The 21,337-nt window shown below is 41.0% G+C and carries 16 protein-coding genes; 2 read left to right on the top strand and 14 right to left on the bottom strand.

Going from position 1 to position 21,337, the window contains the following annotated elements; translation table 11 throughout:
• Nucleotides 1–16: 16 nt before the first annotated feature.
• The 12 genes from dnaE to HYG89_RS01640 all read right to left on the bottom strand — a co-directional run bounded on the left by dnaE (nt 17) and on the right by HYG89_RS01640 (nt 15,506).
• The gene (gene dnaE / locus HYG89_RS01695) at nt 17–3,580 is read right to left on the bottom strand and encodes a DNA polymerase III subunit alpha (protein WP_178865787.1); all 3,564 of its coding nucleotides are present in this window, start codon (nt 3,578–3,580) and stop codon (nt 17–19) included.
• Between the two features lie 244 nt (nt 3,581–3,824).
• Entirely contained in the window at nt 3,825–4,520 is a 696-nt protein-coding gene (locus tag HYG89_RS01690; protein ID WP_004973122.1) for a methionine ABC transporter permease, read from the bottom strand.
• On the bottom strand, nt 4,517–5,542 hold the full coding sequence (locus HYG89_RS01685; RefSeq protein ID WP_178865785.1) for a methionine ABC transporter ATP-binding protein: 1,026 nt from the start codon (nt 5,540–5,542) through the stop codon (nt 4,517–4,519). The genes HYG89_RS01690 and HYG89_RS01685 overlap by 4 nt, the downstream gene beginning before the upstream one ends.
• 74 nt (nt 5,543–5,616) lie before the next feature.
• Nucleotides 5,617–6,489, bottom strand: a complete 873-nt coding sequence (locus HYG89_RS01680; RefSeq protein ID WP_004973124.1) for a MetQ/NlpA family ABC transporter substrate-binding protein — start codon at nt 6,487–6,489, stop codon at nt 5,617–5,619.
• 785 nt (nt 6,490–7,274) lie between these two features.
• A complete protein-coding gene (gene purD, locus HYG89_RS01675; RefSeq protein WP_178865783.1) occupies nt 7,275–8,558 on the bottom strand; it encodes a phosphoribosylamine--glycine ligase in 1,284 nt (427 codons plus the stop codon).
• 171 nt (nt 8,559–8,729) lie between these two features.
• Nucleotides 8,730–10,304 carry a bifunctional phosphoribosylaminoimidazolecarboxamide formyltransferase/IMP cyclohydrolase gene (gene purH, locus HYG89_RS01670; protein ID WP_096900914.1) on the bottom strand — a complete coding sequence of 525 codons (1,575 nt, stop codon included), beginning with the start codon at nt 10,302–10,304 and terminating at the stop codon, nt 8,730–8,732.
• A gap of 92 nt (nt 10,305–10,396) precedes the next feature.
• Nucleotides 10,397–10,666, bottom strand: coding sequence for a DNA-binding transcriptional regulator Fis (gene fis, locus HYG89_RS01665; RefSeq protein WP_001086304.1), 270 nt, complete (start codon nt 10,664–10,666; stop codon nt 10,397–10,399).
• A gap of 389 nt (nt 10,667–11,055) precedes the next feature.
• Nucleotides 11,056–11,910 carry a DUF3426 domain-containing protein gene (locus tag HYG89_RS01660; RefSeq protein WP_004973129.1) on the bottom strand — a complete coding sequence of 285 codons (855 nt, stop codon included), beginning with the start codon at nt 11,908–11,910 and terminating at the stop codon, nt 11,056–11,058.
• 16 nt (nt 11,911–11,926) lie between these two features.
• The gene (gene prmA / locus HYG89_RS01655) at nt 11,927–12,829 is read right to left on the bottom strand and encodes a 50S ribosomal protein L11 methyltransferase (RefSeq protein ID WP_004973131.1); all 903 of its coding nucleotides are present in this window, start codon (nt 12,827–12,829) and stop codon (nt 11,927–11,929) included.
• Between the two features lie 254 nt (nt 12,830–13,083).
• On the bottom strand, nt 13,084–13,965 hold the full coding sequence (locus HYG89_RS01650) for a bile acid:sodium symporter family protein (RefSeq protein ID WP_178865780.1): 882 nt from the start codon (nt 13,963–13,965) through the stop codon (nt 13,084–13,086).
• Nucleotides 13,966–14,053: 88 nt separating this feature from the next.
• Nucleotides 14,054–14,965, bottom strand: a complete 912-nt coding sequence (locus tag HYG89_RS01645; protein ID WP_178865778.1) for a bile acid:sodium symporter family protein — start codon at nt 14,963–14,965, stop codon at nt 14,054–14,056.
• Between the two features lie 184 nt (nt 14,966–15,149).
• Nucleotides 15,150–15,506 (bottom strand): hypothetical protein, encoded by a 357-nt coding sequence (locus HYG89_RS01640; RefSeq protein ID WP_004973135.1) that lies wholly within the window; start codon nt 15,504–15,506, stop codon nt 15,150–15,152.
• A gap of 242 nt (nt 15,507–15,748) precedes the next feature.
• Between HYG89_RS01640 and mnmG the strand changes: the two genes are divergently transcribed.
• On the top strand, nt 15,749–17,629 hold the full coding sequence (mnmG, locus tag HYG89_RS01635) for a tRNA uridine-5-carboxymethylaminomethyl(34) synthesis enzyme MnmG (RefSeq protein WP_096900911.1): 1,881 nt from the start codon (nt 15,749–15,751) through the stop codon (nt 17,627–17,629).
• Between the two features lie 347 nt (nt 17,630–17,976).
• On the opposite strand, the gene HYG89_RS15955 is transcribed toward mnmG, so the two are convergent.
• On the bottom strand, nt 17,977–18,975 hold the full coding sequence (locus HYG89_RS15955; RefSeq protein ID WP_004973137.1) for a YafY family protein: 999 nt from the start codon (nt 18,973–18,975) through the stop codon (nt 17,977–17,979).
• 398 nt (nt 18,976–19,373) lie between these two features.
• Between HYG89_RS15955 and HYG89_RS01625 the strand changes: the two genes are divergently transcribed.
• Nucleotides 19,374–19,973, top strand: coding sequence for a hypothetical protein (locus HYG89_RS01625; RefSeq protein ID WP_004973138.1), 600 nt, complete (start codon nt 19,374–19,376; stop codon nt 19,971–19,973).
• Between the two features lie 167 nt (nt 19,974–20,140).
• Here the strand turns inward: HYG89_RS01625 and HYG89_RS01620 are convergent, their stop codons facing one another.
• The gene (locus HYG89_RS01620) at nt 20,141–21,319 is read right to left on the bottom strand and encodes an acetyl-CoA C-acetyltransferase (protein ID WP_178865776.1); all 1,179 of its coding nucleotides are present in this window, start codon (nt 21,317–21,319) and stop codon (nt 20,141–20,143) included.
• Nucleotides 21,320–21,337 lie beyond the last annotated feature (18 nt).

Below are 21,337 nucleotides of genomic sequence, written 5' to 3'. Positions count from 1 at the left end.
TGGGTTAAATTTTTAATTAAGAATATTGATCAACTTCGGTATGGTATAAATCCATAGCATCATCCATGCTCATATCAGCAGGTGGTGGAGCAATCGATGCAGGTTTCGCCACATCGACAGCTTTCGCGGCTTTGGATTTCACTTGATATTCGATATGCAGGCTTTCTTTACCAAAATAGTCACGCAATTTGACCAAGGCTTCATCTAAGGGTGCGATTTTCCACTGAATGCCCAAATGTAATTCTGCAGTGGCATAAGCATAGTCAAGGTGCAATAAAACAGGAATATGCGTGCATAAATCCACATTACAATAAGGCAGCAACATATTTTGTAAGTCTTGACTCAAGGTCTTGCTTAAATGTTCTGCATGCAAGTGAATTTGAATACTATTGGCGCGTTTTTGACGAATTTCATTCAAGCTAAACGCTTTGGTTAAGCGTCCCATTGGGCGGTCAAAACCTTCACGTTCGTAAATTTCGCCTTCAATCACCACCACTTTTTCAGTTTGTACAATATCTTTAAAGCGTTGGAAGCGCTCATGGTTGGCAGATACTTCAATACGTGCCGTGCCATCATCTAAAGTGACCACCATCCGATTTGGGAAGTTGGCGACATCCACCACCAAGCCTGCAAAGACGGTGGTCACGCCACGACGGGTTGGCGTCAGTTCATTAATTTTACTTGGAATAAAGGCTTTTAATTCATTGCGATAGACATCAATCGGGTGACCAGTGAGGTAAAGTCCAAGTGTGTCTTTTTCACCTTTAAGTCGGACTTCATCTGACCATGGTTTTACAGGTTTGGCAGGCTTACGTTGTAATTCTTCAACTTCACCAAATAAATCCATGATGCCTGTTTCACGGTTGGAACGTGCTTGTTCCGCCGCTTGTACCGCTTCTGGCAATTGTGCCATTAAACTTGAGCGTTCGATGCCTAAACAGTCTAATGCACCCGCACGAATTAAGGCTTCAAGGGTTCGTTTGTTGATTTTTTTCAAATCAATACGATGACAGAAGTCAAATAAATCGCGGTATGGACCTTCTTTTTGGCGAGAATCAATCACCGATTGCATGGCTTGTTCGCCCACGCCTTTAATTGCGCCAAGTCCGTAGACAATGGTGCGTTCATCGCTGGCGTGGAAATGATACAAAGACATATTTACCGAAGGTGGTAAAACTTCCAGACCATTGTGGCGACAGTCATCAATCAGGAACACCACGTTATCGGTGTTTTGCATTTCCGACGACATTACCGCAGCCAAGAATTCGGCAGGGTAATGTGCTTTCAGCCATGCCGTCTGATAGGCAACGAGGGCATAAGCAGCCGCGTGGGATTTGTTAAAACCGTAGCCTGCGAACTTTTCCATATAGTCGAAAATATGGTTGGCTGTGGCGGCATCAATGTCTTTTTTCGCAGCACCTTCAATAAAGATTTGGCGCTGTTTCACCATTTCTTCAGGTTTTTTCTTACCCATAGCACGACGTAGTAAGTCCGCACCACCGAGGGTATAGCCTGCACAATACTGTGCCGCCTGCATTACCTGTTCCTGATAAACCATAATGCCGTAGGTTGGTTCAAGCACACCTTCTAGCAAAGGATGCAGATACTCAAACTCGCCACCGTGCATACGGTGAATAAAGTCTGGAATGAGATCCATCGGGCCAGGACGATACAAGGACACGAAGGCAATAATTTCCTCAAATTTGCTTGGGCGTGCTTCTTTCAGCATCTTTTTCATGCCCACGGATTCAAACTGGAATACCGCTGTGGTGTTGGCATTGGCAAAGACTAAATAGGCGTCTTTATCGTCCAATGGAATATGGGCAATATCTAGCGGTGTATCGGCTTGGATGCGTTTATTGATATTTTGTACTGCATCTTCAATAACCGTCAGGTTACGTAAACCCAAGAAGTCAAATTTGACCAAACCTGCCGATTCAACATCGTCTTTATCGTATTGTGCAACACGGGCGGTTCCATCAGCATCGCACATAACCGCAGAAAAGTCGGTGATTTTGGTTGGTGCAATGACCACACCACCTGCGTGTTTGCCTGTGTTGCGGGTAATGCCTTCAAGTTTTAAAGCCATTTCCCAAATTTCTGAAGCATCGTCATAGTCTGGGTTAGATGGATTGGTCACCACATCTTTCAGCTGTGGTTCGGCTTCAATTGATTCTTCCAAACTAAGCCCTAAAGGTTTAGTTGGAATCAGTTTAGAAATACGGTCTGCCAAACCATAAGACTTGCCCAAAACCCGTGCGACATCTCGAATCGCACCTTTGGCGGCCATAGTACCGAAAGTGGCAATTTGTGATACCGCATCACGTCCATAGGTGCGTGCCACATAATCAATGACTTTATCGCGTCCTGCAATACAGAAATCGACGTCAAAGTCGGGCATGGATACACGTTCTGGGTTTAAGAAACGTTCAAAGAGTAGTTCATAACGCAATGGGTCTAAGTCGGTAATTTTTAAGCTATAAGCGACCAATGAGCCTGCGCCTGAACCACGACCTGGCCCAACAGGTACGCCATTATTTTTAGACCATTGAATAAAGTCCATGACGATGAGGAAGTAACCCGGGAAGCCCATCGAGTTAATAATATTAATTTCGTATTCAATTCGTTCATCATAAGGTTTGCGAATTTCTGCCCAGTCTTCATCGCGCTGTGTGACGGGATAGAGCACATTTAGACGTTCTTCTAAACCTTGTTTGGATAGGTGTGCGAAGTAGGTATCAATGGTGTGTCCTTCTGGAATTGGATAATCTGGAAGGAAATATTTACCCAATTGCAGCGTGACGTTACAGCGTTTGGCAATGTGATAGCTGTTTTCAATAGCACTTGGAATGTCGGAAAATAATTCCGTCATTTCTACAGCGGTTTTAAAATATTGCTCAGGACTGTAAGTTTTAGGACGACGGTTATCCCCTAAAACATAACCTTCGGCAATGCAGACTCGCGCTTCATGCGCTTCATAATCTTCACGGCGGACAAAGTGCACATCATTATGTGCCACCACACCAATATTATATTTTTTAGCTAATTTAACTGCTTCGGCAATAAAAGCATCTTCATCGGGACGATCTGTACGGGTCAGTGCCAAATAAACCCGATTACCAAATTTTTCGATCCATTCTTCCAGCAACGGTTCGGCTTTTTGCGGATTGGACGTGATCAGCATTTTGCCGACATCACTTTGAATGCCGAGTAACAGAATCAGATCATCGGCTTGTTCTAAAATCCATGCTTTATTGACGCAAGGGATATTGAGTTGCTGACCTTCAATATAGCCACGCGACACCAGTTCGGTCAGATTGCGCCAGCCGTGATTGTTCATCGACAATAAAGTCACACGATGATCGGCATCATTTAAACGCAGCACTGAACCTAAAATCGGTTTGATGCCTTGCCCCAAACATTTGCCATAAAACTTTACGGCAGCGTGCAGGTTAGAGAGATCGGTCAATGCCAAAGCAGGCATTTCTTCATTGACTGCAGCTTTAATCAAGTCAGGTACGCGTACAATCGACTCGGTAATCGAAAATTCTGTATGTATACCTAAATGAACAAAGCGCATGAATCAGTCCCTTAAAAAATCACGGGTTAGTTTAGCATGCTCTGCTCAAGACAAAACATGCTGCAAAGTTTTTCCTACGGTTTTCGATGATCTTGACCGTATATCAAAATTTCAGTTTTTTGGATGTTGATATGGCGCGAATCACGTATGCATGGAGAAGGAGTGTGGTTTTAACCCCTTACACACTCATACGAGTAGCAAGGAGTTAAATGGTGAATCTATTTCTGATGTGTAGATGAAAGATTTATCTGAGTTTAGATAACCAATCGCCTAAACTTTGCACCAATTGCACTAAAATTAATAAGACCACCACGGTTAGCATCACGACACTACTATCAAAGCGTTGATAACCATAAGAAATAGCAAGGTCACCAATGCCGCCTGCACCGACTGCGCCTGCCATAGCAGTTGCGCCAATTAAGCTAATGGTGGCTGTGGTTAGGTTCAAAATGAGTGAGCTACGTGCTTCAGGTAAAATAAATTTGAAGATAATCTGTAAGGGTGTAGCACCCATTGCCTGTGCAGATTCGACAATCCCTTCATTGACTTCAAGCAGTGAAGTTTCTACCAAACGACCAATATACGGGCCGACATAAATGGTCAGTGGAACAATGGCTGCCCAAGTTCCGATGGATGTACCCACTAACAATTTAGTCAGCGGAATCACCGCAATCAATAAAATAATAAAGGGTAGGGAGCGCAGTGCGTTTACAATCGGGTTAAGCCCGTGATAAATCACACGGTTTGGCAAAATACCTGTCGGACGAGTCACTACAAGGGTAATGCCCTGAATAAAGCCCCAGATACAACCAAACAACATGGCAAAGAACACCATGTGAAAGGTTTCTTGTAAGGCTGTAACAAACTGGTCAATAGATAAAGAGCTTTTCCAGAAAGGCGCAGTTACTGAGGTCAGCCACTGTACAATTAAATCTCTCATGCTTGTACTCCTGACTGTTCAACTTCAATACCATTGGCTTGCAGAAATTCAAGTGCTTGTTGAATGACGCTTGCATCACCGAGCAATTGTATAAACATTTGCCCAATCACAGCGCCATCAATTTCGGTCATATTGGCAAATAAAATATTCAGGCTGATATCAAACTGTTTAATGACGGCTTGAATTACGGTTTCCTGAGCTGATTTACCTAAAAACTTCAGACAATAAATGCTGTGCTGATTTTGATTTTCCAGATTATTCAAAATATTGATAGGCAATTGCTGCTGCAACACGGTTTGAATAAAGCTTTTGGTGGTCGGATGTTGCGGTTGACTAAATATTTCTAGGGTTGAACCTGTTTCAATGACTTTGCCTTGTTCCATCACCGCCACATAATCACAAACCGATTCAATCACATCCATTTCATGTGTGACCATTACAATGGTAATGCCTTGTTCGCGGTTAATTTTTTTCAGTAATTCCAGCACAGATTTGGTGGTTTGTGGATCAAGTGCTGAAGTTGCTTCATCGCAGAGTAAAATTTTAGGATGATTGGCTAGCGCACGCGCAATACCGACACGTTGTTTTTGTCCGCCTGAAAGTTCATCAGGGTAGGCGTCTTTTTTATGTTTTAAATCAATAAACTCAAGTAATTCATTTAAACGCTTTTCGCGTTCGGCTTTGTTCCAGCCTAACAGTTTCATCGGCATTTCAATATTGGCAGCCACAGTTTTGGTCTGCAATAAATTGAAGTGCTGAAAAATCATTCCAATATGGGCACGTTCTTGACGTAATTCGCGGGCATTGAGTGCAGTAAAATCTTTTTGATGAATGATGACTTGCCCAGCATTTGGACGCTCCAACAAATTGATCAAGCGGATTAACGTACTTTTACCTGCACCACTATAGCCAATAATGCCAAAAATACTGCCTGTTGGAATTTGTAGGTTAATTTGATCCAACGCACGCAGTGTTTGACCTTTGAGCTGATAGTGCTTTGAAATGTTTTTAAATTCAATCATATCGTCAAGAAATGTCCATAAATGAAAAAACAGGCAAAGTTCGCTTTGCCTGTTTTGTTTAACGCATTATATTACTATTTTGCTGCTTCAGTGAAATAGCTGACAGGTTTATTTACCGCAACTTTTGTTCCGCCAAAGTGCTGATCAATATATTGCTTCACCGCTTCGGTATGATACAACGCAGCTACTTTTTGCAAGATTGGGTCATTTTGACGATCTGCAGCAGTCGCGAGAATGTTGACATTCATTTTTGTGCTCTGGTCAATTGGCTCGTAATAAATTGAATCTTTAAGTACGTTCAAACCACCTTCCATTGCAAGAGTGTTGCCCAAAACAATTGCATCGACTTCATCTTTTACACGTACAGCCGTTGCCATTTGAATCGGTTTGATTTGAATTTGCTTCGCATTTTCTACGATGTCTGCAGGCGTGCCTTGAACATTGTCAAAACCATCTTTCAGTTTAACCAAACCAGCCGATTGAAGTAATAACAGTGCACGTGATTCATTGGCACCATCATTTGGAATAGCAATGGTTGCACCTGTTTTGAACTCATCCAACTTTTTCACTTTGCTTGAGTAAATACCCATTGGCTCTAAGTAAGTTGTCGCTACTGGTGCAATTTGATCTTTATTGTTGGCATTAAATGCCACCATATAGGCATAAGATTGGAATGCGTTAAGATCAATTTCTTTATTTGCTACCGCCGTGTTCATTGACACGTAATCGGTGAAGTTTTTCACTTCAAGTTGAATACCTGCTGCTTTGGTTTCAGGTAAGTCGGCAATAAAACGCCAAATATCTGCATCTGAACCAGTCGATGCCATAGTGACAGTGTGTAGAGCAGAAGAATCTTTTTGTGCCGCGTCAGTCGCAGGCGCTTCTTGTTTGCCACAGCCAGCCAAGCCAACTGAAAGACCAAGTACAAGACCAAGGAGCTTTTTCATGAATATATCCCGAGCAAGTTTAAGCAGTGCCTAAAGTTGCCAATGATTGAGAAGAATCAAATCAGCACGATGGATGGAATCGCATGATGATGATTTTGTATGTTTCTCAAATATGTTGTAGGTATTGTTTGAGTACTGAAAAAGTCAGCCCACAGCTCAATCAATAATTTTGAGATGGATGGGCAATTCACTTTTTCAAAAGATGCACCATCATAACAATAAAAAATAATTCTATATAGTGCTGTGTATGTTATGCATATCACTGTTTTTACAACAGAAAGCGAATAAGTCAAAATAAGTTCTTATAAATAAATATATTCTGTAAAGATTAAGGATTTGAACAAGTGTTTAAATATTTAGGTGCTTTAAAATTTATTCTGCAATCGATAGTAAAAAACGAGATATGAAATTGTCGGTATGAAATCGGCTTAGTTACAAGAATCAGAACATGGCTGTAAATACATAAAAGAAGTTATGAATGATTTTTCCAACGATAATATATCGCCCATATATAAGGCAAACAGAGTAACAATGAACCTATCCCTATAAAAACATAAGCCAAATATATTAATCCTGCAAAAATAAAAAGTATTTGCAATGTAAACTCAACGAATATTGAAATTAAAAATTCTTTGAAGCTTTTTATTTTTTGCATGTTTATTGATCTAAAGTATTTTATAAACGTAGATCATCACAATGTACATGGGTTACAACCTGATAAACAAAAAGCTCGTACAGTGACGAGCTTTTTTATGGACTTAAATTTTTAGGCTAAACTAAAAATTTTAAGCATTTTCACGAGCAATGGCACGATAGCCAATATCTTTACGATATTGCACACCATCAAAGGTAACTTTTTCGCACAGTTCAAGGGCTTTAGCTTGCGCTTCGCCAATGGTATTACCGAGCGCAGTTACACACAGTACACGACCACCATTGGTCACAATCTCACCATCGGCATTGCTTGCTGTACCTGCGTGGAATACTTTCGCATCTGCCATTTGTGTTTCTAAACCAGAAATCACATCACCTTTGCCTGAAGTTTCAGGGTAACCCGCAGTCGCCAATACAATCCCGACAGTTTTGCGTTCATCCCAGTCTGCTTCGGCAGGTAAGTTGCCAGCAATACCTGCTTCAACCAAATCTACCAAAGATGACTTTAAGCGCATCATAATTGGTTGTGTTTCTGGGTCACCAAAACGGCAGTTAAACTCGATCACTTTTGGTTGACCTTTGTCGTCAATCATTAAGCCTGCGTATAAGAAACCTGTATAAACATGACCGTCTTTTTTCATACCTTCAACAGTAGGACGCATCACTTCATTCATGGTTTTTTCAAATACGTCTGCAGTCACGACAGGGGCAGGAGAGTATGCACCCATACCACCAGTATTTGGACCTTGGTCGCCTTCAAAAATACGCTTGTGGTCTTGTGAAGTTGCCATAGGAAGGATGTTGTCGCCATCAATCATACAAATGAAAGAAGCTTCTTCACCTGCAAGGAATTCTTCAATGACTACACGTGAACCTGCATCACCAAATTTGTTGCCTGCTAGCATGTCATCAATTGCATCAAATGCTTCTTGATTGGTCATCGCCACGATCACGCCTTTACCTGCAGCAAGACCGTCCGCCTTGATCACGATTGGAGCACCATTTTTTTCAACAAATGCTTTTGCCGCATCAACTTCGGTGAATACGTCATAGAATGCAGTTGGAATGTTGTGACGATTTAAAAAGTGCTTGGCAAAGGCTTTAGAACCTTCAAGCTGTGCAGCAAACTGGGTTGGGCCCCAAATTTTTAAACCCGCTTCACGGCAGGCATCTACTACACCATTGACCAGTGGTGCTTCAGGGCCAACAATGATTAAATCAACAGCATTATTTTTGGCAAAGTCGATGATTGCAGGGTTATTTTGAATATCTAACGCTACATTCTCGCATTTGTTTTCTGTTGCCGTACCTGCATTACCCGGTGCAACGAAGACTTTAGCGACTTTGTCATCTTGTGCGATTTTCCATGCCAACGCATGTTCACGACCGCCGCTACCTAAAACTAAAATATTCATCTAAAAATCCCTCAAAGAATAAAATCCCCCTAGCGAAGCTATGCTTTTCACCCTTGAAAAGGAAGGAGATTGTGCATAAAAACACAGTTCCCTTACGTGAAAAGTCCCCCTTTTATAAAAAAGGGGGATTTCGGAGGATTATTAAATACGACTTCTAATTAATGAGTTTAATTAGTGACGGAAATGACGCATGCCAGTGAAGACCATTGCAATACCAGCTTCATCTGCTGCTGCAATCGTTTCTTCATCACGCATAGAACCACCCGGTTGAATAATGCATTTGATACCAGCTTTAGCTGCGTTATCAATACCATCACGGAATGGGAAGAATGCGTCAGATGCCATTACTGCACCTTCAACCACTAAACCTGCATGTTCTGCTTTAATGGCAGCAATACGAGCAGAGTTTACACGGCTCATTTGACCTGCGCCAACACCAATGGTCTGACGGTTTTTCGCATAAACAATTGCGTTCGATTTTACGTATTTCGCAACTTTCCAAGCAAAGATCATATCGTCAATTTCTTGTTCAGTTGGTGCACGTTTGGTCACAACTTTTAAGTCATCTTTCGTGATCATGCCCAAGTCTTGGTCTTGAACCAATAAACCGCCGTTGACACGTTTGTAATCCATTTGTGGAGCGCGTGCATCAATCGCAGGAAGCTCACCACATACCAATACACGTACGTTTTTCTTCGCGCCAGTCACTTCAAGTACGCCATCTGCAATGCTAGGCGCAATGATTACTTCAACGAATTGACGGTCTACAATCGCTTGTGCAGTGGCAACGTCTAACTCACGGTTAAACGCAATGATGCCACCAAATGCAGATTCAGGGTCAGTTGCATAAGCAAGGTCATAAGCCGCTTGAATACCGTCTAAAGATACAGCAACACCACATGGGTTCGCGTGTTTTACGATCACACAAGCAGGTTTTGCAAATGATTTCACACATTCAAGTGCGGCATCAGTATCTGCAATGTTGTTATAAGATAATTCTTTACCTTGAAGCTGTTTCGCTGTAGAAACAGAAGCTTCAGTTGCAGCAGGGTCTACATAGAACGCTGCAGATTGATGCGGGTTTTCGCCGTAACGTAAATCTTGCGCTTTGTTCAATTGTGTATTGAATGTACGTGAAAATTGGTCAGCAGTACCTTCTTCTTTACCTACACGTGCACCTAAGTAAGAGGCGATCATGCCGTCATATTGTGCAGTGTGTTCAAATGCTTTCACTGCCAAATCAAAACGAGTTTCGTAAGACAAAGCACCGTTGCTTTTCATTTCTGCAATAACAGTCGCATAGTCAGAAGCATTTACTACAATACCTACAGAAGCATGGTTTTTCGCTGCAGCGCGAACCATAGTAGGGCCACCAATGTCGATGTTCTCAATCGCATCTGCAAGTGAACAATTTGGTTTTGCAACAGTCGCAGCAAATGGATAAAGGTTAACAACAACCAAGTCGATGGCATCAATATTGTGTTCTGCCATGACTGCTTCGTCTAGACCACGACGAGCCAAGATACCGCCATGAATTTTTGGGTGTAACGTTTTTACACGACCATCCATCATTTCAGGGAAACCAGTATGCTCTGATACTTCTACGACAGCAATATTGTTGTCTTTAAGCAACTTATAAGTACCGCCAGTAGATAAAATTTCTACCCCAAGAGCAGCAAGGTCTTGTGCAAATTCAACAATACCTGTTTTGTCAGAAACAGAGATTAAAGCGCGTTTAATAGTCATGATCTTCGTCACAGTTTTCAATTACAGATTAAAACAAACTAGCAAAATGCAGGTAAAAAAAATGCCTGCGGAGGTCGCAAGCATTTTATCACTTATTCACTCATTAAACCGTGAGCTTTTAACTTTTTACGTAAAGTACCACGGTTTAGTCCAAGAATTTCAGCAGCGCGTGTTTGGTTACCGCGAGTGTATTCAAGAACAACAGATAAAAGAGGTTTCTCCATTTCTGCTAACACCATGTCATACACTTGTGAAGGTTGTTCACCTTGTAGTTGTGCAAAATAATGGCGAACTGCGCGATCTACGTGAATACGTAAAGCAACATCAGATTGTGCAGTAAAAATAGGAGATTTGCTATTCATGCGAATTAATCCGAAAATCAGATATCACTGGGATAAAGTGATATATCAATGTGGTCTATAAATTAAATGAACTCCGTTTTAGATCCTAAAACGGGAAGTTCTAAAACTGGAACATTTAGCTTGCCACAACTCTAGGCATTGGTCGAAATTTAAGCGTAACAATACATTAATAATTGTTACAGACCAAAATCAAAACAAAAAATCTACTCTGTACGCGATATATAAAAATAAAGCGCATTAGACAGATCTATATTTGTTGTGAATCTTGCGAGGAGTTTGCAGCACAAAGCTTTCGTGGCGCGTATGATACCATTGTATGAGAAAAAGTGAGCAAGAAAACTGCAATTTTTTTAATTTTTTTCGCTATTTTTTCACTATTTTTTTGTGAATTAAGGCTTGATAATTTCTAAAGTATAGGCATCGAAGTCGTTTCGTGATATTGGAACTAAAATGTCAAACTTAAATGGACTGTTTTTAGGAATACGTTGAATGCTCGAAAGACTTTCGACCAAATACTCCTGTGGGGAATAGATGTAAGTCGATAATGTTTGTTGTTTTTCTTTTAAAGTGACTTTGATATTAGGCAAAGCCAAGCTTTTATCATAGTAATTGATCAGCTCACCCGTAAATTGTGTATTCATACGATCTACACGTTTAACCTTCACGCGATTTGCTGAAATTAAGCTATAGCGTTCTTCTAAACTGCTACAGTTAAAAAATTGACAGACTTGGGTAAACACAGAATTCAGTGCAGGGCTGCTGTTTAAAAACTTTGGGTTAAACCACAAAATTTGGAAGATCAACAAGCCAATCAATAAAAGATTAATAATTCCCCAAAGTAAGTAGTAACCATTGCCATGCTTTTTTTCACTTTCAAGATCAGGCGCAGACAACTTCATGGCAGGAATGTTGCCAATCGGTTCAGTACTGAAATAATTGAGGTTATTCAGATAGGTTTTCAGATCAATATTGGAATGTTCAACTTTACGCTGAAAAATATCTAAAATATGTTGCGGTTGCGCAAGTTCAGCAGTTGCCTGCATAAAACTGCGGTTTTGAATGTGATGTAATTGTGATGTGACTGAGTTTTTATTTTGAGGAAAGGCAAATACCAAATGCGAAAGAGCATTAAAGGTATTGTCGCATTTAGGACAACAAACCATCCCTTGCGCAACGGTCAGCTGCGCAACGGATACTTTATAAACAGTTTGGCATTCAGGGCACTTGGTTTGCTTGTCACTCATAACTCAAAAATTACAGTTAGTGGGGATGGCGTTTCCCAGAAATTCGACACCAGTTTTCTTCACGTTTTTCGACTTGTACTATATCAAAAAATTCAGAATAAACACTAGAAACTTCAGCAACTTGCTCTTCAATTACACCTGCAAGTGCGAACTCGCCCTCAGATTTAATTAAAGTTGCAAACTCTGGCGCAAGCATCATCAATGGGCCTGCCAAAATATTGGCAACTAAAATGTCTGCTTTTTCATTACCGATGGTTTCATTGAACTCTTCTGGAAGTCCCACATATAAGTTTTTAAGTACACCGTTGAGTTCTGCATTTTGTTTGGTCGCTAAAACTGCTTGCGGGTCAATATCAGTCGCATAGACTTTTTTTGCACCGAGCAACAAAGCCGCTACTCCTAAAATACCTGAACCACAACCGTAGTCGATCACGACTTTATCTTTTACATTGGTTTTACCTAACCATTGCAGGCACAGGAACGTACTGGCATGGTTACCTGTACCAAAAGCCAAACCTGGGTCAAGTTTAATATTGACTGCATCTGCCTCAGGTGGTTCTAACCATTCAGGTACAATCCAGAATTTCTCTGCAATCTGGATTGGCTCGTAGTAATCCATCCATGAGCGTTCCCAAACCTGATCTTCCAAAAATTCACTGCGTAAAGGGGCATCTGGCATTTGCGCACGAATAAAGGTTTCTAAGGCTGCAACATCAATTTCTTCACCTTCGTCTTGTGCATAAATGCCTGTCACAATGACTTTGTTCCAAAGTGGTGTTTCACCTGGTAGTGGCTCAAGTAAGTCCTGATTTTCCGCATCATCTAAGGTTACGCTGACTGCGCCCAATGAACTGAGCAGGGTTTCAGTAAAATCGACTTGCGCTTGATCAACAGTAATATGTATTTGTAACCACTTCACGGAGATAACCTAAAATTTAATGCGTAAGCGCTATTGTAACTGAACTGCTGCAGGCGCTGTTATTTTTTATTAGGATTGCGAAAGGGAAAACTCTATACGATTGGAAGTTTCAAATTCGCTTTATGCTTATAGTCGAATAATGTGACAAAAATATAACTCTAAAAAATATAAGTTAAGAATTTGTTTGAACCATCATCGCTCAATCATCCCCAAAACAGTCAAATTGCTGGATTGGGGATGATTGAGAGACTTGTTTAGGATGCAGATTGCTCCGATGCAGGTGTCGGCACAAATTTATTTAGTAATGTGCCTAAAATTGCGGCAAAAATATACATGAAAATAGAATAAACCGCAGCAGGCATGGCAATGGTTGAGCTTGCCATAACGGTTAGGGCGATGGTCATTGCAAGGGTACTGTTGTGAATGCCAATTTCAAAGGCGCAGGCACGGGCTTGTTGGCTGTTCACACCAAAGAAACGCGGGACAAAATAACCAATCAATAAACTGCAGGCACAGAACAGAGCAGTGGCAAGTCCTACATCTGCCAAATAAAGCATGATGTTATTTCGCTCTTTGGCAATCGCGCCAATAATAATCACTATCAGAAAAACCACAGCAAAAATACGCACAGGTTTGTTTAAACGGTCTGCCGTTTGCGGGCTAAAATGGCGTACCAACATCCCCAAAGTGACAGGGATAATAATAATTAAAAACACCTGTAATACTTTGGCAAACTGTAAGCCGACTTGTTGCCCATCCTGCGTAAAATGTTGAATGGCAAAGTTGACAATCAGGGGCAAGGTAAATGCTGCAATCACGGAATTCACGGCAGTGAGGGTGATGTTTAGGGCAATATCACCTTTATATAAGTAGCTAAATAAGTTGGCTGTTGGCCCACCTGGAGATGCTGCTAGTAGCATGAGTCCGACTGCAAGCAGTGGTGGTAAATTCAGCAGTTTACAAATAAAGAATGCAATTGCTGTCAGGACGACCAATTGACAAAATAAAGCAATAAACACTGCTTTGGGGTGTTTGCTCACCCGTTTAAAGTCGTTAGGAGTGAGTTCTAAGCCAAGTCCAGCCATGACCACGGCCAAAGCCAGCGGCAAAAATATTGTGATTAATCCTGAATCCATAAACACTCCTTTGTTTTTACATCTATAATGATCTATTTAATATCTAACTATTTGTTTAATCTGTGGTTAATTGAATATTGCTCACATCTTAAATTGTATTTTTATTGTGGTTTAAACTCTGCTCCTGTTTGTTTTGAAGGGCAAGTTTGGCCGATTGTCTAGCTAACATACTCCCTAAAATAAAGCTGAACATATACATAAAAATGGTGTAAATCGCAGAAGGAATGGCAATTTCAGTGCTTTGCAAAACCGATAGCGCAACGGTTAAAGAAACAGCAGTGTTATGAATGCCAATTTCAAAACAACAAGAGCGTGCTTGTTGATCAGGCACACCCGCCAAATACGGCACAAGATAACCAATAAGTAAACTTAAAAAGCAAAAAAGCGCTGTGGCGATACCAATCGCACTGAAATAGTCAAAGACATTGGCGCGTTCGCGGAAAAGCGCATAAAAGAATAAAGCGAAAATGAAATAAATGGACATCAAACGCATAGGTTTGCCCAACTGTAATGCAATTTGTGGCATTGCATTACGCACCGCCATTCCTACACAAACAGGCACAATAATCAGTAAAAAAACCTGTGCCATTTTTTCAATTGGCATGCCAATTTGTTGTTGATCGGTCATAAAATACAGAAAAGACAAATTAACAATAAAAGGCAGCGTAAAGGTCGCCATCACAGAGTTCATTGCGGTTAGGGTAATATTTAGGGCAACGTCACCTTTATAAACATAGCTAAATAAGTTAGCAGTAGGCCCCCCTGGTGAGGCAGCAAGCAGCATTAAGCCAATTGCCAAGAGCGGTGGCAATTCTAAAAATAAACAAATTGAAAATGCTAAAACAGGCAAAATGACCAATTGTGAAAAAAGCGTTAAAAAAATGACTTTAGGAAATTGATTGACCCGAATAAAGTCTTTAGGCGTGAGTTGTAAGCCTAAGCCCATCATCATCACAGCTAAGGTCAGTGGTAGAAAAAAGGTAAAAAAGCCTGAATCCATAGCACATCCTTTATTTTTTTCTTATGGGTATAATTTTCCCTCTCTTTGCAGTGTAATTGTTTTTTGAGCTTGTGCAATAAACAAAGCAGTCACTTCTTATAAATGACTGCTTTGGTGTTATTTTCATGCTTTCAGTTTGAATGAATACCCGATCTGTTCATGAAAATATAGATTAACTGATTGATCACATTGCAGCAGGGCGTGGTGGCGTAAAGCCTAAGGCACATTTGCCTTTTAACTCAGTACCATTGACTGTAATGACGGTACTTTGCGCATCTGCCATACAAGAACGGTATAATTCAGGCTCATTGCCTTGTAATTGCACTGCTTTAGATGAACTAAAGAATTGTGGTTCACAGGTACCATTCCAGATAATCCCACGATAAGCAAAGCTTACAGGTGCGCCCTGAGTTTTACCTTTACAGACTTGCTGGAATTTTTGCGCGTTATAGACGGTTTCTACTTTATCATTTGCCTGCACTGCAAATGGACTGAAAAATAAGCCACAAAGCATAGAGGACAGCAAAATTTTCTTATTCATGATGTTTCCCTTTGTTTCTCATATCTGTGCTATTAGGATAAAAAATAGACAAATTAAAACAACGGTGATCTGGTTAATTTTTAGGTCTAAATGTTTTTATGTACAGTAAAAATGCAAATTTGGATTACAAAATATTAATTTTGTAGCGCGGTTAAGCCAATAAAATCGACTGAATCTGTCAACTTATGCCACAAGTTTTGCTATAATATTCCGTCTTTATTTTTTATCTCTCATTGACCATTATGCACTATCCTAAAGTTTACGATGTCATTGTTATTGGTGGCGGTCACGCAGGCACCGAAGCGGCGCTTGCAGCAGCACGTATGGGTCGTCAAACCTTACTCTTAACTCATAACATTGAGACTTTAGGGCAGATGAGCTGTAACCCTGCAATTGGCGGGATTGGTAAGTCGCATTTGGTACGTGAGATTGATGCCTTAGGCGGCGCAATGGCATTGGCTGCCGATAAAAGCGGGATTCAATTCCGTATTTTAAACTCGCGTAAAGGTGCTGCTGTTCGTGCAACACGTGCGCAGGCAGACCGAGTTCGCTTTAAAGCTGCGATTCGCGCCACTTTAGAAAACCAAGCCAATTTAGATATTTTCCAACAAGCAGCCGATGACCTGATTGTAGAAGGCGATACTGTAAAAGGTGTAGTCACTCAAATGGGGATTCGTTTTGATGCGAAAACCGTGGTATTGACCACAGGTACATTCTTGGGTGGTGTGATTCACATCGGTTTAGAAAAATCGAGCGGTGGTCGTGCAGGCGATCCTCCATCAATTGCTTTGGCGGCACGTTTACGTGAATTAAATTTGCCTGTTGGGCGTTTAAAAACAGGTACGCCACCACGTATTGATGCACGCTCAGTCGATTTTTCGGTCATGATTCCGCAGCCAGGTGATTTCCCATCACCAACCATGTCATTCATGGGTGATGTGTCGATGCACCCTGAACAAGTGAACTGCTATATCACCCATACCAATGAACGTACTCACGAAATTATTCGTGGTGGTTTAGATCGTTCACCGATGTATACAGGTGTGATTGAAGGTGTTGGCCCACGTTACTGCCCATCGATTGAAGATAAAATTCACCGTTTTTCTGATAAAGACTCGCATCAGGTATTTTTGGAGCCTGAAGGTTTAGATACACATGAATTGTATCCAAACGGGATTTCAACCTCTTTACCGTTTGATGTGCAGTTCGAGTTAGTTCGTTCAATTCGTGGTATGGAAAATGCGCATATTTTGCGTCCAGGTTATGCGATTGAATATGATTACTTCAATCCACAAGCCTTGAAATTCACTTTGGAAACCAAAGCCATTAATAACTTGTATTTTGCAGGTCAAATTAATGGTACGACTGGCTATGAAGAAGCGGGTGCGCAAGGTGTGTTAGCTGGTTTGAATGCGGCACGTCGCGCTTGGGATCAGGAACAATGGACACCAAAACGTGACGAAGCTTATATTGGTGTATTGGTTGATGATTTGATCACGCTAGGTACCAAAGAACCGTACCGCATGTTTACCTCACGTGCGGAATACCGTTTGATGTTGCGTGAAGATAATGCCGATCAGCGTTTGACGCCAATTGGTCGTGAGCTTGGTTTGGTGGATGACACTCGTTGGGCAGCTTACTGTGAAAAAATGGAAGCAGTAGAACGTGAAACAGGGCGTTTACAACATTTGTGGGCTGCACCAAACAACCCAATGGGTAAAAAATTTGTTGAAATGACAGGTGCAGATTTATCCAAAGAATGTTCTGCGATTGATCTGTTAAAACGTCCAAATATCAGTTTTGCGCAAATCGCAGAATTAACGGGTTCAGACGTTTCTGCACAAGTGGGCGATCAAATTGAAATTGCAGTGAAATATGCTGGTTATATTAACCGTCAGCATGAAGATGTCGCACAGTTAAAACGCTTGGAAGAAACTAAAATCCCTGCCGATTTTGATTATGATGCAGTGTCAGGTTTATCGCGTGAAATCACGCTAAAATTGAAGCATGTTTTGCCTGAAACTTTGGCACAAGCCAGTCGTATTCCAGGTGTAACACCTGCCGCAGTTCAATTGGTGATGATCACCATTCGTAAAAATGCACAGTCACGTAAATCTGCTTAAGGTTTGATGGATTGATGAAGAAGCCCACAATTTAAATTGCGGGCTTTTTTATGCGCCAAAGTAAATCAGATGCTAAGCAAAGAAGAAGTTGCGTATAAGAATAAATCTGATTTCGACTGCATATCTTATGATTTCACAGCTAGATCAGGAGCATTTAAAGTGACACTTATCAACATAGATAGGAGCAAAATATGACTTTAAAAAGCATTCGTTATAGTACAGCTGAACTGGCATGCCCACGCTGAACGATGCCGAGTCAATTTTAATTTTAACTTCAATCAGCAATCACAATAATTTGATTTAAAAGAGAACGATAATGCTATCGCCCCAATATATTTGGGGCTTTTTTATTCCTGAGTTTGATGCACCGCATTGGCAACTTCTACAGGTTCAATCTGAATTAGCTTTTTACCAAAACTACGCAACCACCAAACCAATTGTGAGGTAAACGGCACAGTGGCAGTCACCAACACATTACCATTTTCCAGTGTTTCCATAGTTTGATCTTTGCTTAATTGGCTTTCATCGAAGTATATGGCATCAGCTTTTTGCATGGTAAGTTTGAGCTGAATATTTTCAGTAGCTTTACTGAAATCGACTCTAAAACCTAATTCGCCAGATTCAATATAGGCATCAATATCAAAATTAACAGGATGCAAGGCGCGTGAATCTAAAACTTTGGCTGCTTTAAAACGATGCAGGGCAAAGGTTTGAATGTCGGTTTTGTCAAATCGAGTACAGATTAAATAAATCACCGCACCTTTTTGCACCAAAGCCAAAGGATTCAGCACATAAGTTTTTTCTTCGCCTGAATTGCTGCGTGATTGATAAATACATTCTAGTTGTTTGTCTTGGAGCAAGCCTTCATATATCGCCTGTTGTGCATTGCGGTCTACGACTGGTGGAATTAAAGGTTGTGTTGCAGGCACAATTCGCACACGATTAATCCATTGGCGGACATTGTTTTGGGTCGATAGACTGCGTCGTGCCAAATCAAACCATGGGTTCATTTCTTCAATCAAACTTGGCGGCAGCAGATGTTTTAAATGTTCCTCGACCATCATAAACGTTACCGCTTGAGAGCTGGTCATGTGCGGTAAACTTTGAATCGGTGCATCTGAACGCCAGCGCCAACCTTGTGGTACGGTACCATTACTTTCAATTGGAAAGCGCTGAGAAATTTGATTTAAGTCACGTTGAATCGTACGCAAACTAATGTCGATACCTTCACGTTGCAGGACATCGTGTAATTCACGTGTGCCCATCCATTTACCTGTAGAAAGGCGCGATAAAATTTGCCATTGGCGATATAAACTATTCGATGTTTCTTTTTCTTGTATAGACATATTCAATATTTACTAGGTCAATTCATACGGATGAAAACTTGTTCTTCCACACAATAAGAAAACTCGGAATGATTAGCAAGTTTTTTACTGAAAAAGGGCAAAATATAACCGCAGATTTTGCAGTAAATATCACAAAATTTGGACGGGCAAAGTTAATCAAATAATAGAAGTGAATCAGAAACTATGACCTCAAGCCATACTTGGATCAATTAGAAAAGCAAGATTGAATAGTTGTGTTTAAGTGAAAACCCGTCATTGTTTTGTATGGTAGATACAGGTTTATGTAAATAAAAGCGGTCTGAGTGGATGAGTGCTGTAGGTTAATTGGGCAAGGCGATTGAGGTGCTTTATCGCGATGAATTATCAACAGACCTTAGAGTTAGGAGGATGAAACAACCGTGAATTTATCTAGCAGCGATGCGCGAGAAATTTTTTGGTTAGCCCGATATTTAACCCGTATTCAATATGTATGTCAGCAATTTCCATTTAAACAAAATGATGCTGCTTTGACTTATGCACATGCCTTTTGTTTGCCTGCATTTGATGCAGCTTCTTTAAATGAATTGATTTTAAACGAAGAACAGCCTGCTTCATTTGCGATGCAGTTTGAGCAAACACGGACAAAAATTCAAAACTTGGCACAGGTGTTTTCTAAAGCTACTTATGTTGAATTACAGCAATGTATTCAAAATGCGTGCGATAACGCGAGTTATATTTGTGATGTGGTACAAGACTGCGAAGCACTATTAGATGCAGAACCACAGCAGATATATTTATTTTTCCAATTGGGGCAAAAAATTGAACAATTAGACCGACAAATTCGGTTAAAACAATCGACTGAAAAGACTTTGTCGCAATTGGAAATGATTGTGCAATGCCTAAAAGATTTAGGTTGGACGTCGTTTGTAGACGCATGGCAACAGCTGAAACAGCAACCCGATACCATGCATTTTTATCACTTTAGTGATCATATTCAGCACTTACTTTCGGTGGATTAAGCAGAACTTGTCATGTCAAATTAATCGACAACAATATTATTTTAAGCTCTGTGTAGTTAAAAAAATAGTGGAAGCCGAAGCTCCCATTATGTCTTAACTTATTACTGGCTTTGAACAGCTATCAAATTCAATAGCTTTGACTCGTGCAGTACTTTCGGCTCGGTTACTTAGTCGCGTTCAACCGCAAGTGCAACACCCATACCACCGCCGACGCAAAGCGTTGCGATGCCTTTTTTTGCATCACGGCGTTGCATTTCGTGTAGTAACGTCACAAGGATACGGCAACCAGAAGCACCAATCGGGTGACCGAGGGCAATTGCACCGCCATTCACGTTTACTTTATCTAAGTCTAAGCCTAGTTCTTTGGCAACGCCTAAAGCCTGAGCGGCAAAGGCTTCGTTAGCTTCAATCAAATCAACTTGATCTAAGCTCCAGCCTGCTTTATTCAGGGTTTTCTTTACCGCTTCAACAGGGCCAAGACCCATAATTTCAGGCTCAATACCCGACATTGCATAGGCTTTAATACGTGCTAAAGGTTGTAGATCTAAGGCTGCAGCTTTGTCTGCACTCATCATCAACACTGCTGCTGCACCATCGTTAATACCAGAAGCATTGCCTGCGGTTACGCTGCCATCTTTTTTGAACGCAGGGCGTAATTTATTCAGGCTTTCAAGGGTAGTATTGGCTTTGATGTATTCATCTTCAGCAAATACAATTGGGTCGCCTTTACGCTGTGGAATGCTTACAGCCGCAATTTCATCTTTAAATTTACCAGCCGCTTGTGCTGCAGCCGCGCGTTGTTGTGAAGTCAGTGCCAATTGGTCTTGTTCTTCACGGTTTAAACCAAGTTTTTCTACAATATTTTCTGCAGTAATACCCATGTGATATTGGTTATAGGCATCGGTTAAACCATCAGCCACCATGCTGTCGATCAACTGGGCATTCCCCATTTTTTGACAGTTTCGCAATTGCATATAGTGTGCGCTTTGTGACATTGATTCTTGACCACCAGCAACCACAATTTCTGCTTCATCACACTGAATCGCTTGTGCAGCCAAATGTACGGCACGTAAACCTGAACCACACACCACGTTAAGCGTTGATGCAGGTACTTGCACAGGAATACCTGCAGCAATTGCGGCTTGGCGTGCAGGGTTTTGTCCTACACCTGTAGTGAGTACGTTGCCCATAATCACCTGATCGACTTGTTCAGGCTGTACTTTGGCACTGTCTAATACCGCACGAATTGCTGTTTGCCCCAATTGTGGTGCAGATAAAGAAGCGAGGCTACCTAAAAAGCTACCAATTGCAGTACGTTTTGCAGCAACAATGACAACATCTTTCATTTTATATCCTTAAATCTT

The organism is Acinetobacter sp. SwsAc5 (assembly GCF_013391485.1).
GTDB lineage: Bacteria > Pseudomonadota > Gammaproteobacteria > Pseudomonadales > Moraxellaceae > Acinetobacter > Acinetobacter towneri.
Note: the sequence above shows the minus strand (reverse complement) of the source record. Positions and strands in the feature narration are given on the sequence as shown.

Coding starts and splice junctions, on each gene's coding strand:
- mnmG (WP_096900911.1), top strand. CDS start 15,749: ATGCACTATCCTAAAGTTTACGATGTCATTGTTATTGGTGGCGGTCAC.
- fis (WP_001086304.1), bottom strand. CDS start 10,666: ATGAATAGCAAATCTCCTATTTTTACTGCACAATCTGATGTTGCTTTA.
- HYG89_RS01620 (WP_178865776.1), bottom strand. CDS start 21,319: ATGAAAGATGTTGTCATTGTTGCTGCAAAACGTACTGCAATTGGTAGC.
- HYG89_RS15955 (WP_004973137.1), bottom strand. CDS start 18,975: ATGTCTATACAAGAAAAAGAAACATCGAATAGTTTATATCGCCAATGG.
- HYG89_RS01680 (WP_004973124.1), bottom strand. CDS start 6,489: ATGAAAAAGCTCCTTGGTCTTGTACTTGGTCTTTCAGTTGGCTTGGCT.
- HYG89_RS01685 (WP_178865785.1), bottom strand. CDS start 5,542: ATGATTGAATTTAAAAACATTTCAAAGCACTATCAGCTCAAAGGTCAA.
- HYG89_RS01690 (WP_004973122.1), bottom strand. CDS start 4,520: ATGAGAGATTTAATTGTACAGTGGCTGACCTCAGTAACTGCGCCTTTC.
- HYG89_RS01660 (WP_004973129.1), bottom strand. CDS start 11,910: ATGAGTGACAAGCAAACCAAGTGCCCTGAATGCCAAACTGTTTATAAA.
- purH (WP_096900914.1), bottom strand. CDS start 10,304: ATGACTATTAAACGCGCTTTAATCTCTGTTTCTGACAAAACAGGTATT.
- dnaE (WP_178865787.1), bottom strand. CDS start 3,580: ATGCGCTTTGTTCATTTAGGTATACATACAGAATTTTCGATTACCGAG.
- HYG89_RS01650 (WP_178865780.1), bottom strand. CDS start 13,965: ATGGATTCAGGATTAATCACAATATTTTTGCCGCTGGCTTTGGCCGTG.
- HYG89_RS01645 (WP_178865778.1), bottom strand. CDS start 14,965: ATGGATTCAGGCTTTTTTACCTTTTTTCTACCACTGACCTTAGCTGTG.
- HYG89_RS01640 (WP_004973135.1), bottom strand. CDS start 15,506: ATGAATAAGAAAATTTTGCTGTCCTCTATGCTTTGTGGCTTATTTTTC.
- purD (WP_178865783.1), bottom strand. CDS start 8,558: ATGAATATTTTAGTTTTAGGTAGCGGCGGTCGTGAACATGCGTTGGCA.